This is a genomic window from Bradyrhizobium sp. 25ACV (genome assembly GCF_054863005.1).
In genome coordinates, this window is record NZ_JAVAYO010000008.1 from 160071 (window position 1) to 172604 (window position 12534).

Here is a 12534-nt window from a genome sequence, read left to right on the forward strand (position 1 = left end):
CAAGGAGAACGGAATGTCGGTGATTGAAACGATCGAACAGCTGGAGGCCATCTACGGCGCCACCAACGACGCCTCGACCGTGAAAGTCGCCGACCACGTCACCCCGCTCTACCGCGTCTTCATCGAGAAGGCGCCGTTCGCCGCGCTTGCCACCATCGGCCCCGAGGGCATCGACTGCTCGCCGCGTGGTGATTTGCCCGGCTTCGTCCGCATCCACGATCCCAGGACGCTGATGCTACCGGATCGTCGCGGCAACAACCGTGTCGATTCCCTGCGCAACATCGTGCGCGACCCGCGCGTGTCGTTGATGTTCCTGATCCCCGGCTCCGGCAATGCGGTTCGCGCCAACGGCCGCGCCCATCTCTCGGTCGATCCCGAGCTGCTGGCCTCGTTCAAGGTCGAGGGCAAGGCGCCGCGCAGCGTGATGGTGATGAAGGTGGCCGAGATCTACTTCCAGTGCGCCCGCGCCATCGTCCGCTCCGACCTCTGGAATCCCGATAAGCGTATCGATCCCAAGACGCTGCCGACGCCCGGCCAGATCCTCGCCGAGATGAGCGACAACAAGGTCGGCGGCGCGGAGTACGATCGCATCTGGCCCGAGCGCGCCGCTGCGACGATGTGGTGAGACTTTCTTCCCCTCTCCCCTTGTGGGAGAGGGTGGCTCGCCGCATAGCGGCGAGACGGGTGAGGGGTTCTCTCCGCGCGCTAGTCTCTCTCATTTGAACCTGCGGAACGAACCCCTCATCCGGCGCTTCGCGCCACCTTCTCCCACAAGGGGAGAAGGAAGAGGAGCGAAGCCGCGCGAGGTAAATCCGGCTGCCACTGCTCACCGCGGGAGAAGCGCTTCAGCGCGCTCACGGCAAATATGGATAGCCATTTCATTGACCAATCGCGGCAATCGCTCGATATTCGCAACATCGAAACTGCTCCTCGGGTCCGAGCCGCACGATGAGAACCGATCGCCAGCGCAATTCTAATGACATGCATGCGTGCATGACGCGGCGCTGTGTCTCGGCCGCAACCGGCACCTGTTGTTGTTGCTGACGGCCTTCTAGCAACTCCCGCACGAAGAATCTCCAGACAGGAGCGCCGGAATTCCGGCGAACGAGCAGTCATGTCCCACACCCAGTCGAACGCCTACATCATCGAGATCCACGACCGCGCCGCCGGCATCGTCACGAGGGATGCCCGCGGCTTCCGCTTCTTCTCCTCCGAGCGCCTGTTCGATAGTCTCGAAGGGCGTCAGTTCCGCTCGGCGCGCGAGGCCGAGCGCGCGGCCCGCGCCGTGTTCTCGGAGCGTCGCAATCGCCTGAGCTGATCAGCTGCGGCGGCGCGCCCTGGTGCGTGCCGCTTTCTTCGCGGCAGCTGAGCGGACCTTGGCGCCCTTGGTCTGGCTCGCCTTTCGCGCGGCAGCTGAACGCGACGCCGCGGTTCGTCGCTTTGCGGCTTGCTTGGTCTGTTTCGACAGCGCGCTGCGCGATGCGGTCGAGCGCGGCTCTTTCTTCAGGACCTTCTCGACCGCGCGCGACACTTTCGGCCGGCGCTTCGGCGTGCGTTTGCCCTGGCCGACCTCGTAAGCATATTTGGCGCTGCGGCGTGTCGATGTCTTGGTTCGCCCCTTGCGCGGTGGCGGCAGATCGACGCCGGCTCGGCGTGCTTCGGACAAGCCGATCGCAATGGCCTGCTTGGTCGACCGTGCGCCGTGCTTGCCTTTCCGGATCCTGTCGATCTCGTCCTTGACGAATTCGCCGGCCTGCGTGCTTGCCGATTTGCCCGCACGCTTGTCCTGCTTCGCTTTGCGAATCACTTCTTGTCTTGGCATGGAGTGAGTTCCCTTTGGAAATGACAGGGATGTCTCACCGCAACGCGCAAGATGATCGAATGATCCTTCTCAGTTCCGCAAGGCTGCAAGCAATTCGTCCGGCCGCTCTGCCATGATCATATGCCCGGCGCCCGGCACCATGACCGTCTTCGCATGCGGGATCGCAGCGGCAAGAGCCTTGCCCGCCTTCGCCGGAGTCATCATGTCGCGTTCGCCGAGAATCAATGTCGTCGGCACCTTCACGTTCGCGGCAGCGGTAAGCGCGTTCGCGTAGGCATTGCAGGCCGACAGATCCCTGAACAGCACGCCCGGCTCGCAAGACTTCAGCACCGCCTGCGCGCCGCCATGCATCCACAGGCCGGGGGCGAGGCTGCCGCCGAGCTCGGCGTTGAAACCGAGGCCCCAGATCGAGATCATGTCGTTGGCATCCTGCGAATTGGCCTCGGCGGCCTTCAGCAGATCCGGGCCGACCGTCATGGTCGCGGCGGTGCCGATCAGGCTCAGCGCGGAAACCTTGTCGGGGTGACGGGCCGCTGTCTCCAGCGAGATCAGCGATCCCATGGAATGGCCGATCAGATGCGCCTTCGCAGCTCCCGCCGCATCGAGCAGCGCAGCGGTCCAGTCGGCCATCTCGGCGATGCTGCCGAGCGAAGGCCCGCTGGAGCGGCCGTGGCCGGGAAGATCCGGCGCCAGCACGGAAAAACCGTGATGGGCGAACCAGCGCGTGTGCAGCGCCCAGGTCGAATGGTCAAAGCCGGCACCGTGGAGGAAGACGACTGCGGGCAGGGACTTGTCGAAGTCGCGGCCGCCGGTCGCGACGAACACCTCGGTGCCGTTGACGGAGAGCTTCATGATGTCAGACCTTCTGCGAGATGCGCAGCGCCTGCGCGAGATCGTCGATGATGTCGCTTGCCGTCTCGATGCCGACCGACAGCCGCACCAGCTCCTCGCCGATGCCGGCCGCGCTGAGCTGCTCGGCATCCATCTGCTGATGGGTGGTCGAGGCCGGGTGGATCACCAGCGTCTTGGCATCGCCGACATTGGCGAGATGGCTGATCATGCGTAGCGACTCGATGAACTTGCGCCCTGCAGGCCGCCCGCCCTTGATGCCGAAGGAGATGATCGAGCCGGCACCGCGCGGCAGCAGCTGCTTTGCGAGCTGATAGTCCGTGTGCGTCTCCAGCGAGGGATGCAGCACCCAATCGACGGCCTTGTTGGACTTCAGGGCTTCCAGCACGAGGTGCGTGTTCTGCATGTGACGGTCCATGCGGACGCCCAGCGTCTCGACGCCCTGCAGAAGCTGGAACGCGTTGGTGGGCGACAGGCAGGCGCCGAAATCGCGCAGGCCCTCGGTCCGTGCGCGCATGATGAAGGCGGCAGTGCCGAACTGCTCGTCGAAGACGATGCCGTGATAGCCGCCATAGGGCTCGGTCAGCACGCCGAACTTGCCGGATGCGCGCCAGTCGAAGCGGCCGCCGTCGACGATCGCGCCGCCGATCGCGATGCCGTGGCCGCCGATCCATTTGGTCGCCGAATGCATGACGATGTCGGCCCCGAGCTCGATGGGCCGGCTGAGATAGGGCGTGGCAAAGGTGTTGTCGATCAGCAGCGGAATCTTTGCGTCATGGGCGATCTGAGCGACCTTGGGAAGGTCGAGCACTTCCAGCCCGGGATTGCCAATGGTTTCGCCGATCACGAGTTTCGTGTTGGGCCTGATCGCCGCGCGGAACGCATCGAGATCACGCGGTTTCACGAAAGTGGTGGTGATGCCGAAGCGCGGCAGCGTGTGCGCCAGCAGGTTGATGGTGCCGCCATAGAGCGAGCTCGACGCCACGATGTGGTCGCCGGCGCTCAGCAGCGTCGCGATCGCCAGATGCAGCGCGGCCATGCCGCTCGCGGTGCAGATCGCGCCGACGCCGCCCTCCAGCGCCGCGAGTCGTTCCTCCAGCACGCCGGTGGTCGGATTGGAGATGCGCGTATAGATGTGGCCGGCGCGCTCCAGATTGAACAGCGCAGCCGCGTGGTCGGAATCCTGGAACACGTAGGACGTGGTCTGGTAGATCGGCACCGCGCGGGCCCCGGTCACGGGATCCGGATGCTGGCCCGCATGCAGGCTCAGGGTCTCGAAGGCAGGCGGTTTTGGCGCGGGCATGCGGGGCCTCGTTGGTCGGTCGGCGGAGGGGGCTCTTGTGACACAAAACGGCGCGCCACGTCAGCCCATTGACATCGCGGCGGAGACGGTGCGCTCCCTCTCCCGCTTGCGGGGGAGGGTTGGGGTGGGGGTATCTCCGCGTCGGGATTGTCGAGGATTGAGGAGAATGTCCCTGCGTGGCGAGAGCCCTCACCCGCCGCGCTCTGCGAGCGCGTCGGCCTCTCCCGCAAGCGGGAGAGGCGGAGAAGCGCCGCCCGCGCCTAACCCCCGATCGCCTGCTCGATACTCCGCGCTTCCCGTAACAAAATCTCCGCGACCTCCTGCTCGCGGCGGGGGCCGAGCCTCGTTCGCACCGCGGAGACGGTGATGGCTGCAGCCGGTCGCCCATCCGGGGTCTTGATCCAGGTCGAGATCGATTTCGTGCCCTGCACGAGGCCGATCTCCCTCAGGCCGTATCCCAGCCGTCGCGCGGCGGTGACCTCGCCGAGGACCGTCGCCACATCGGTCTTGTAAGCCTCGAACCGCTTCTCGTTCGCTGCGACGATCTTTCGCGCCTCCGGCGCCGGCATCGCCGCGAGGATGGCGACGCCCGCACTGGAGACGCCGAGCGGCCGGCGCGCGCCGATCTCGATCGACAGCACCTGGATCGGATAGATTCCGATCCTGCGGTCGACGCACAGCGTGTCGTTGCCGGTCCGCACCGTCAGGAACATCGTGTCGCCGATCTCGGTGGAGGCACGTTGCAGCGATGGATTGGCGGCGATCAGCAGCCGTGACGGCCGCGGCCGTGCCAGCGCCAGTTCCGGCACCTGGTTGCCGATCGCGTAGCGGCCGGTCCGCTCGTGCCGCTCGACGATGCCTTCCTCGATCAGCACATGGATGATGCGATGCACGGTCGGACGGGTGAGGCCGGTCGCCTGGATCACTTCGGCCAATGGCACACCGTCCTCGCGGCCTGCGGCAAGAATGCGCAGCACGGCGAGCGCGCGCCGGATCGCCTGCGCGCCCTGTCGCGGTGATGTCGCGTTGCGGGCGATTCGCGTCTTGTCCATAATATGGACAAGAACGCCACAATTCACTCGACAGGACAAGCGCGCGTCTGGAGATTGCGCCCCGATCGGTTGCCGTGCGCATCGCCGCACGCGACATGGAATTGGAAGCGCTGCCGGGAGGTTAACATGAGATTAATCTGGATTGCCATAGCTGCCGCCACCGCGATGCTGGCAGGGCCCGCGTCGGGCCAGCAATGGCCGGCCCGCAGCGTCAAGCTGATCGTGCCTTATCCGGCCGGCGGCAATGTCGACAGCGCCGCGCGCATCGTCGCCGACAAGCTTCAGGAAAAGCTCGGCCAGCCCTTCATCATCGAGAACAAGGCCGGCGCCGGCGGCATGATCGCGGGCGAGGCTTTCGCGAAATCGGCGCCCGATGGCTACACGCTGTTCGTCGGCGCCAACGGTCCGGTGCTGTTTGCAACCGAAATCAACAAGCGTGAAGCCTATAACTGGAAAAAGGACTTCATGCCGATCTCGACCATCTCGATGACGCCGCTGGTGCTCGAGGTGCATCCGTCGGTGCAGGCGACGACGCTGAAGGAATTCCTCGATCTCGCCAAGCGCGGGCCCGGCAAGTTGACCATGGCCTCGCCCGGCCCCGGCACCACCAACCATCTGCTCAGCGAGCTGATGCAGTCGAACCTCGAGTTGCAATGGGTCACCGCGCATTACCGCGGCAATGCGCCGGCGATCAACGATCTGCTCGGCGGCCAGGTGCAGTTCGCGTTCGACCAGCTCACGGTCAGCCTTCAGCACCTCAAGGCCGGCCTGTTCCGCGCGCTCGCCGTCACCAGCCCGCACCGGCTGAAGTCGCTGCCTGACGTGCCGACTTTCGCCGAACTCGGCTACAAGGACTTTGACGGCCAGACCTTCACCGGCCTGTTCGCTCCATCAGGCACGCCGGCGCCCGTCATCGACAAGCTGCATGAGACGCTGGTCGCGATCCTGAAGGATCCTGCCGTAGTCGACAAATTCGACAAGCTCGGCGGCGAAGCCACGCCGATGACGCCGGACGAGTTCAAGGCCTACCTCGAGCGCGAAGACGCCAAGTGGATTCCCGTCGTGCGCAAGGCCAACATCAGGGCGGATTGATCGATGCGGATCGATCCCACCGAGCTCGGCGCCGAGCGAATCTACCGCCTGATGACCGGCATCGTGGTGCCGCGTCCGATCGCCTGGGTGACGAGCCTGTCGAGCAAGGGCGTGCTCAACCTCGCCCCGTTCAGCGCCTTCACCTTCGTCTCGCAGAAGCCGCCGATGCTCGCCATCAGCGTCGGCCGCAAGGGTGCCGACTACAAGGACACCGCGCACAACATCCTCGATACCGAAGAATATGTCATTCACATCGCCGATACGCCGCTGATGTCGGCGGTGCACGACTCATCGATCGAGCATCCGCCTGAATTCAGCGAGGTCGAGCATCTCGGCCTGGAGACGATTCCGAGCGAGCGCATCAAGGTGTCGCGGCTTGCCGCTGCGCCGGCGGCGATGGAATGCCGCTTCCGGCAGTGTCTCGAGTTCGGCGAGGCCAAGAGCCGGCTGATCGTCGGCGAGGTCGTGATGTTCCATTTGCGCGACGGCCTCGTGAACGACGGCAAGGTCGAGACCAAGGCGCTCGACCCGATCGCGCGCATCGGCGGTCCCCGTTACGCCCGCCTCGGCGAGATCGTGACACTGAACACCGTATTTCAGACGCCCAAATCGAAAGACTGAGCGCGCCGCTCGCCGCGCTGCCCGACACAAATTGGAGAACGACCATGCGACTCCTGAGCTATCTCGTGGACGGAGAACCGCGCTACGGCGCGGCCGTCGCTGACGGCGTGATCGATCTGACCAGGCGGATCGGCCGCGACTTCTCCGACGTCAAGGCGCTGATCGCGGCCAACGCGCTGTCCGACGCGCAGGAAGCAATCGCGGGCGCGACGCCGGACTATGCGCTCGACGATCTCGTCCTGCTGCCGCCGGTGCTGGCGCCGGAAAAGCTCTGGTGCATCGGCGTCAATTACGCCGAGCGCAATGCGGAATATAAGGACAATTCGGACCTGCCCAAATATCCCAGCCTGTTCGTGCGCAGCATGTCGTCGATGACAGGCTCCGGCCAGCTGCTCGAGAAGCCCAAGGTTTCGGATCAGCTCGACTATGAAGGCGAGCTCGTCATCGTGATCGGGCAGGGCGGTCGCCATATCCCGCGCGAGAAGGCATGGTCGCACATCTTCGGCATGACCTTGTGTAACGAGGGCACCATTCGCGACTGGCTGCGTCACGGCAAGTTCAACGTCACGCAAGGCAAGAATTTCGATCGCTCCGGCAGCATCGGTCCGTGGATCGTCACCTCGGACGAGCTCGATCCGCGCGGCCCGCATGACATCACCACGCGCGTCAACGGCGAGGTGCGGCAGCAGGACACGACCGAGCGGCTGATGTTCCCGTTCGATTATCTGATCTCCTATCTCTCGACCTTCGCGACGCTGAAGCCCGGCGACATGATCGTGACCGGCACGCCGACCGGGGCGGGCGTTCGCTTCGATCCGCCGCGCTGGCTGAAGGTTGGCGACGTCGTCGAGATCGAGTCCAGCCGCATCGGCGTACTGCGCAACACCGTCGCCGCGGAGCAGTAAACGATGCTGGATGCCGCCACGATCGAACGGCTTGCCGCGCGCCTGGATGAAGCCGAGCGTACCAAGACGCTGATTCCGATGTTCACGAAGGAATATCCCGACTTCAGCATCGAGGATGCCTACGCCGTTCAGCGCGCCTGGACCAAGCTGCAGCTCGGCCGCGGCCGTGTCATCAAGGGCCACAAGATCGGCCTGACCTCGAAGGCGATGCAGAATGCGGTCGGCATCAACGAGCCGGATTACGGCGTGCTGTTCGCCGACATGTTCTATGCCGACGCCACGCCTGTTCCGTTCGACCGTTTCCACGCGCCGCGCATCGAGGTCGAGCTCGCCTTCGTGCTGAAGGCGCCGCTGCGCGGGCCCGATTGCACCATCTTCGACGTACTCAACGCCACCGACTACGTCACGCCCGCGCTGGAGATTCTCGAGACCCGCATGCACCGCGTTGATCCCGAGACCGGTAAGACGCGCAAGGTCATGGACACGATCTCGGACAACGCGGCGAATGCGGCACTCGTGCTCGGCGGCCGGCCGTTCCGTCCGCTCGATGCGGATCTGCGCTGGATCGGCGCGCTCTTGTTCCGCAACGGCGAGGTCGAGGAAACCGGGCTCGCGGCCGGTGTGCTCAATCACCCCGCCAATGGCATCGCCTGGCTCGCCAACCGCCTCGCGCCGCATGACGAGCATCTCAAGGCCGGCGAAGTCGTGCTGGCGGGATCGTTCACGCGGCCCGTCGACATCCGCCGCGGCGACACGTTCCATGCCGACTATGGCTCCTTCGGCTCGGTGTCGTGCCAGTTCGTCTGAAGCAATAACAAAGAGGAAGTGCACCATGAGTGGTCACACGCGGCGCAAGAGCATCCACATCGGCGGCTTCAAGCACGCCAACCCGATTCCGAACGCCTGCCGCATCGGCAATCTCGTGATGTCTGGCGTCATCCTCGGCCGCGATCACGCCGGCGTCATGCCGGAGAGCCTCGACGCGCAATGCGCCAACATGTTCGCGCACATGAAAGCGACGGTGGAAGCCGCCGGCGGCACCACCGACGACATCATCAAGATGACGGTGTGGCTGAAGGACCGCACGCAGCGCGGCCCGGTCAATGTCGAGTGGCTCAAGATGTTTCCGGACGAGCATTCGCGCCCGGCGCGCCATGCGCTGCCGATGGACAATATGGACGGCGGCGCGCTGGTGCAGTGCGACTTCACCGCCGTGATCGACTGAGGGAGTTCTAGCGCATGCCGACCTATCTGCCATTCGATCCCAACCCGCGCCGCCCCATCAAGGCGCCGCCGCCGAAGACGGTCGACAGCCAGTTCCACGTGCTGGGTCCGATCGACAAATATCCGGAGCGCCCCGGCGCGGCCTACCGGATGCCGACCGCGACCTGGGAAGCCGCGCTGCGCGTGCACAAGACGCTCGGCATCGAGCGCGGCATCATCGTGCAGACCACGACCTACGGTGCCGACCATGCCGTCGTGCTCGACGGGCTCAAAGCGATGGGCCCGAACTATCGCGGCTGCGCCAACGCGCTGGTGTTCGCCGAGGCGAACGACGCATATCTCGCCAAGCTGCACGACGCCGGCGTCCGCGGCGCGCGCTTCAGCTTCCGCCAGGAGCTCGGCGCGGTGCTGTCGGACGCGGATTTCGCCCGCGCCATCGCCCGCATCCGCGAGCTCGGCTGGTACGTCAAGATCCAGCCCGAGAAGGATGGCATCATGTCGAGCGTCGCCAAATACGAGAATCTCGACGTCCCCGTGCTGATCGATCACATGGCGCGCCCTGATCCCGAGGCCGGCAAAAACGATCCGAACCTGCGCAAGATGCTCGAGCTGCTCAAGAAGGGCAATTTCTGGGTGATGCTGTCGCTCGGCGAGAAGACCTCGAAGGCTGGTGCTCCTTACGACGACGTGATCCCCATCGCGCGCGCCTATATCGAGGCCGCCGTCGACCGCTGCGTCTGGGCCAGCGACTGGCCGCATCCGGTCTCCGTCAAGCAGCCGCCCAACGATGCCGATCTGCTCGAGCTGATGTACCGCTACGCGCCCGACCAAGCGGAGCTGGAGAAGATTCTCGTCCACAATCCGGCCAAGCTGTTCGGCTTTCCGGACTAGTCGGAGCATTCACGGTCGGGGGGCCGCATGTTGATCGTCTCGGCACGAAGGCTGCCTCGTCCGGTCTGGCGGGCAGCGCTCGCTTGCATCGCAAGTGTTGCCTCCACCGCAATCGCAGCAGCCAGCGACACCATCCCGCCCGTGACCGCATGCGACAGGCTGCAATCGGAGTCCGGTCCGGCGATGCGCGTCAGCGAGGCGCAGTCACGTCCGGCGGCCGGCGGGCTTGCCACGCATTGCGAGGTGATCGCGCATCTGGACGAGCGAACCGGCGCCGACGGTCAGAAGTTTGCCATCGGCCTGCATCTCCGATTGCCGGAGGCCTGGAACGGCCGCTTCGTGTTCCAGGGGCAGGGCGGCACTGACGGCGTTCTCGGCAGCGGGGATGCGCAGCCCGGCGGCGGACGGCCGAGCGCGCTCAATCAAGGCTACGCGACTGTTACGACCGATGCCGGCCACAGCAACGCGCCGGGTCCGCTCGGCGGCGCCAGCTTCGGCCTCGACCCGCAGGCGCGGATCGATTTCGGCTATCGCGCCGACGACGTCGTGACGCGGCAGGCGAAGCACTTCATCCAGGCCTATTACGGCCGCTTGCCAGAATACTCCTATTTCCTTGGCTGCTCCAACGGCGGGCGGCACGGCATGGTGATCACGCAGCGCTTCCCCGAGCATTTCGACGGTGTGGCAGCCGGCGCGCCGGCATTTCGAATGCCCGAGAAGGGGCTTTCAGGCGCCGCCGTGACGCAAGGCTTTGCTGCGATCGCGCCGAAAGCGCCGGACGGCCGCCCCATCCTGGCGCAGGCCTTGTCCCAGGCCGATATGGATTTGCTCTCCAAGGCGATCGTTCAGTCCTGCGATGCGGCCGACGGCCTTGCCGACGGCATCATCGACAATGTGCCGGCCTGTCGTTTTTCGCCGCGCACGCTGCAATGTACCGCGGAGAAGACCGCGAGCTGTCTCTCCGCCGCGCAGGTCGGCGCGCTCGAAAGCTATTTCCAGGGACCGACCACGGCACAAGGCCGCCGGATCTATTCCTCCTATCCCTATGATTCCGGCGTTGCCACGGAGGGATGGCGGCGCTGGATTCTCGGCACCGCGCCCGACAGCCGCGTCAACGCGTTCAACGTGTCCTTTGGCGCGACGTTGGCCTATCTCTACATGACGCCGCCCCACGCGCCCTTGGCGAACGAAGCTGAGGCCGTCTACGACTTCTATCGCTCCGTCGATGTGACGGAAGCCCACGCGAAAATCTTCGGTACGAGCGCGGCGATGCCGGAAAGTTCCGTGCAGACGATCTCGGCGAACTCAGTCGAACCCTCCGGCTTCCGTGCGCGGCGCGGCAAGCTGCTGCTCTATCACGGCGTCAGCGACCCCACGTTCTCCGCGCTGGATACGCTCGATTGGTACAAGCGGCTCACGAATGCTGCGGGCGGAGAAAAAGAGACGGCCGACTTCGCCCGGCTCTTCCTCGTGCCCGGCATGAACCACTGCTCGGGAGGGCCCGCCACCGACAGCTTCGACGTGCTGACCCCGCTGGTGAACTGGGTCGAAGAGGGCCGCGCGCCTGAGCGCATCGAAGCTCGTGCGGGCGCGAAGACGCCCTGGCCGGACCGCAGCCGGCCGCTGTGCCCCTATCCGCGCCAGGCGCGCTATCTCGGCACTGGCAGCATCGAGCAGGCCGAGAACTTCACCTGCGCCGTCCCTTAAGCCGCCGCGACGCTCGCGCTGCGCATGGCTCACGCCGCCGGCTGCTTCGCCAGCCGATCCCGCACCTGCGCCGCGATCTCGAACGAGCGCAGCCGCGCGGTGTGGTCGTAGATCTGCCCCGTGGTGATCAGCTCGTCCGCGCCGGTATCAATGATCAGCGCCTTCAGCTTCCCTTCGACGACATCAGGGGACCCGACCGCGGAGCAGGACAGTGACTGGCCGACCATGGCCTTCTCCGCCGGCGACCACAGCGCGTCCATGTCGTCCACCGGCGGCGGCAGTGGCCCCGGCGTGCCGCGGCGTAAGTTGATGAATGCCTGCTGCAGCGAGGAGAACATCCGCTGCGCCTCGGCGTCGCTATCGGCGGCGAACACGTTCACGCCGACCATCGCATAGGGCTTGTCGAGCTGCGCTGACGGCTCGAAGCGCGCGCGATATTCGCGCAGCGCCGGCATCATCATCTGCGGCGCGAAATGCGAGGCGAAGGCGAACGGCAGCCCCAGCATCGCGGCGAGCTGCGCGCCAAAGGTGCTCGATCCCAAAATCCACAGCGGCACCTTCGTCCCCATGCCGGGCACGGCGCGGATCGCCTGGTTCGGTTGAATGTCGCCAAGCAGCGCCTGCAGCTCCAGCACGTCATGCGGAAAATTCTCGGACGTGGTGGCGAGGTCGCGCCGCAGCGCCCGTGCGGTGAACTGGTCGGTGCCCGGCGCCCGGCCGAGCCCGAGATCGATCCGCCCGGGATAGAGCGATTCCAGCGTGCCGAACTGCTCGGCAATGACCAGCGGCGAATGGTTCGGCAGCATGATCCCGCCAGAGCCGACGCGGATCGTTTTTGTTCCGCCCGCAATGTGGCCGATCACGACCGACGTCGCCGCGCTCGCGATGCCCGTCATGTTGTGATGCTCGGCGAGCCAGAACCGCTTGAAGCCCCAGCCTTCCGCATGCCGGGCGAGATCCAGCGAGTTGCGGAACGCCTGCGCGGCGTCGCCGCCTTGGCAAATCGGCGCGAGGTCGAGCACGGAGAAGGGGATCATGGGGAGGGTACCGGGTGGGAAGGAGTTGTGC

At 65.6% G+C, this 12534-nt stretch carries 14 protein-coding genes; 9 read left to right on the plus strand and 5 right to left on the minus strand.

What is annotated here, in order from left to right:
- The first annotated feature begins 13 nt into the window (after nt 1-13).
- The gene (locus tag RAD04_RS20185) at nt 14-625 is read left to right on the plus strand and encodes a pyridoxamine 5'-phosphate oxidase family protein (protein ID WP_461625152.1); all 612 of its coding nucleotides are present in this window, start codon (nt 14-16) and stop codon (nt 623-625) included.
- Between the two features lie 489 nt (nt 626-1114).
- Nucleotides 1115-1318 (plus strand): hypothetical protein, encoded by a 204-nt coding sequence (locus tag RAD04_RS20190; RefSeq protein WP_091955664.1) that lies wholly within the window; start codon nt 1115-1117, stop codon nt 1316-1318.
- Here RAD04_RS20190 and RAD04_RS20195 read toward each other — a convergent pair whose 3' ends face one another.
- The 4 genes from RAD04_RS20195 to RAD04_RS20210 form a co-directional block, all read right to left on the minus strand.
- Complete coding sequence (locus tag RAD04_RS20195) at nt 1319-1822, minus strand: DUF6496 domain-containing protein (RefSeq protein WP_461625153.1); 504 nt, start codon at nt 1820-1822, stop codon at nt 1319-1321.
- Between the two features lie 69 nt (nt 1823-1891).
- The gene (locus RAD04_RS20200; RefSeq protein ID WP_461625154.1) at nt 1892-2674 is read right to left on the minus strand and encodes an alpha/beta fold hydrolase; all 783 of its coding nucleotides are present in this window, start codon (nt 2672-2674) and stop codon (nt 1892-1894) included.
- A gap of 4 nt (nt 2675-2678) precedes the next feature.
- The gene (locus RAD04_RS20205) at nt 2679-3974 is read right to left on the minus strand and encodes an O-acetylhomoserine aminocarboxypropyltransferase (RefSeq protein ID WP_461625155.1); all 1296 of its coding nucleotides are present in this window, start codon (nt 3972-3974) and stop codon (nt 2679-2681) included.
- Between the two features lie 260 nt (nt 3975-4234).
- Nucleotides 4235-5026 carry an IclR family transcriptional regulator gene (locus RAD04_RS20210; RefSeq protein ID WP_461625156.1) on the minus strand — a complete coding sequence of 264 codons (792 nt, stop codon included), beginning with the start codon at nt 5024-5026 and terminating at the stop codon, nt 4235-4237.
- A 126-nt stretch (nt 5027-5152) separates the two neighbouring features.
- Here RAD04_RS20210 and RAD04_RS20215 point away from each other — a divergent pair, with 126 nt between their 5' ends.
- From RAD04_RS20215 to RAD04_RS20245, 7 genes are read left to right on the plus strand one after another with little or no spacing between them, the layout of a single operon-like run.
- Nucleotides 5153-6118: a Bug family tripartite tricarboxylate transporter substrate binding protein gene (locus RAD04_RS20215; RefSeq protein ID WP_461625157.1), complete on the plus strand. Its 966-nt coding sequence runs from the start codon at nt 5153-5155 to the stop codon at nt 6116-6118.
- Between the two features lie 3 nt (nt 6119-6121).
- Nucleotides 6122-6739, plus strand: a complete 618-nt coding sequence (locus tag RAD04_RS20220; protein ID WP_461625158.1) for a flavin reductase family protein — start codon at nt 6122-6124, stop codon at nt 6737-6739.
- Nucleotides 6740-6783: 44 nt separating this feature from the next.
- Nucleotides 6784-7644 (plus strand): fumarylacetoacetate hydrolase family protein, encoded by an 861-nt coding sequence (locus RAD04_RS20225; RefSeq protein ID WP_461625159.1) that lies wholly within the window; start codon nt 6784-6786, stop codon nt 7642-7644.
- A 3-nt stretch (nt 7645-7647) separates the two neighbouring features.
- Nucleotides 7648-8451, plus strand: coding sequence for a 2-oxo-hept-4-ene-1,7-dioate hydratase (gene hpaH, locus RAD04_RS20230; protein WP_461625160.1), 804 nt, complete (start codon nt 7648-7650; stop codon nt 8449-8451).
- Between the two features lie 25 nt (nt 8452-8476).
- The gene (locus RAD04_RS20235; RefSeq protein ID WP_461625161.1) at nt 8477-8869 is read left to right on the plus strand and encodes a RidA family protein; all 393 of its coding nucleotides are present in this window, start codon (nt 8477-8479) and stop codon (nt 8867-8869) included.
- Nucleotides 8870-8883: 14 nt separating this feature from the next.
- Complete coding sequence (locus tag RAD04_RS20240; protein ID WP_461625162.1) at nt 8884-9759, plus strand: amidohydrolase family protein; 876 nt, start codon at nt 8884-8886, stop codon at nt 9757-9759.
- 27 nt (nt 9760-9786) lie between these two features.
- Nucleotides 9787-11466, plus strand: coding sequence for a tannase/feruloyl esterase family alpha/beta hydrolase (locus RAD04_RS20245; RefSeq protein ID WP_461625163.1), 1680 nt, complete (start codon nt 9787-9789; stop codon nt 11464-11466).
- Between the two features lie 29 nt (nt 11467-11495).
- On the opposite strand, the gene RAD04_RS20250 is transcribed toward RAD04_RS20245, so the two are convergent.
- The gene (locus RAD04_RS20250; RefSeq protein ID WP_461625164.1) at nt 11496-12503 is read right to left on the minus strand and encodes an LLM class flavin-dependent oxidoreductase; all 1008 of its coding nucleotides are present in this window, start codon (nt 12501-12503) and stop codon (nt 11496-11498) included.
- Nucleotides 12504-12534: the final 31 nt, after the last annotated feature.

Bases quoted from the DNA above. Each gene is read 5' to 3' on its own strand.
- RAD04_RS20185 (WP_461625152.1), top strand. From the start codon at position 14: ATGTCGGTGATTGAAACGATCGAACAGCTGGAGGCCATCTACGGCGCC.
- RAD04_RS20190 (WP_091955664.1), top strand. From the start codon at position 1,115: ATGTCCCACACCCAGTCGAACGCCTACATCATCGAGATCCACGACCGC.
- RAD04_RS20195 (WP_461625153.1), bottom strand. From the start codon at position 1,822: ATGCCAAGACAAGAAGTGATTCGCAAAGCGAAGCAGGACAAGCGTGCG.
- RAD04_RS20200 (WP_461625154.1), bottom strand. From the start codon at position 2,674: ATGAAGCTCTCCGTCAACGGCACCGAGGTGTTCGTCGCGACCGGCGGC.
- RAD04_RS20205 (WP_461625155.1), bottom strand. From the start codon at position 3,974: ATGCCCGCGCCAAAACCGCCTGCCTTCGAGACCCTGAGCCTGCATGCG.
- RAD04_RS20210 (WP_461625156.1), bottom strand. From the start codon at position 5,026: ATGGACAAGACGCGAATCGCCCGCAACGCGACATCACCGCGACAGGGC.
- RAD04_RS20215 (WP_461625157.1), top strand. From the start codon at position 5,153: ATGAGATTAATCTGGATTGCCATAGCTGCCGCCACCGCGATGCTGGCA.
- RAD04_RS20220 (WP_461625158.1), top strand. From the start codon at position 6,122: ATGCGGATCGATCCCACCGAGCTCGGCGCCGAGCGAATCTACCGCCTG.
- RAD04_RS20225 (WP_461625159.1), top strand. From the start codon at position 6,784: ATGCGACTCCTGAGCTATCTCGTGGACGGAGAACCGCGCTACGGCGCG.
- hpaH (WP_461625160.1), top strand. From the start codon at position 7,648: ATGCTGGATGCCGCCACGATCGAACGGCTTGCCGCGCGCCTGGATGAA.
- RAD04_RS20235 (WP_461625161.1), top strand. From the start codon at position 8,477: ATGAGTGGTCACACGCGGCGCAAGAGCATCCACATCGGCGGCTTCAAG.
- RAD04_RS20240 (WP_461625162.1), top strand. From the start codon at position 8,884: ATGCCGACCTATCTGCCATTCGATCCCAACCCGCGCCGCCCCATCAAG.
- RAD04_RS20245 (WP_461625163.1), top strand. From the start codon at position 9,787: ATGTTGATCGTCTCGGCACGAAGGCTGCCTCGTCCGGTCTGGCGGGCA.
- RAD04_RS20250 (WP_461625164.1), bottom strand. From the start codon at position 12,503: ATGATCCCCTTCTCCGTGCTCGACCTCGCGCCGATTTGCCAAGGCGGC.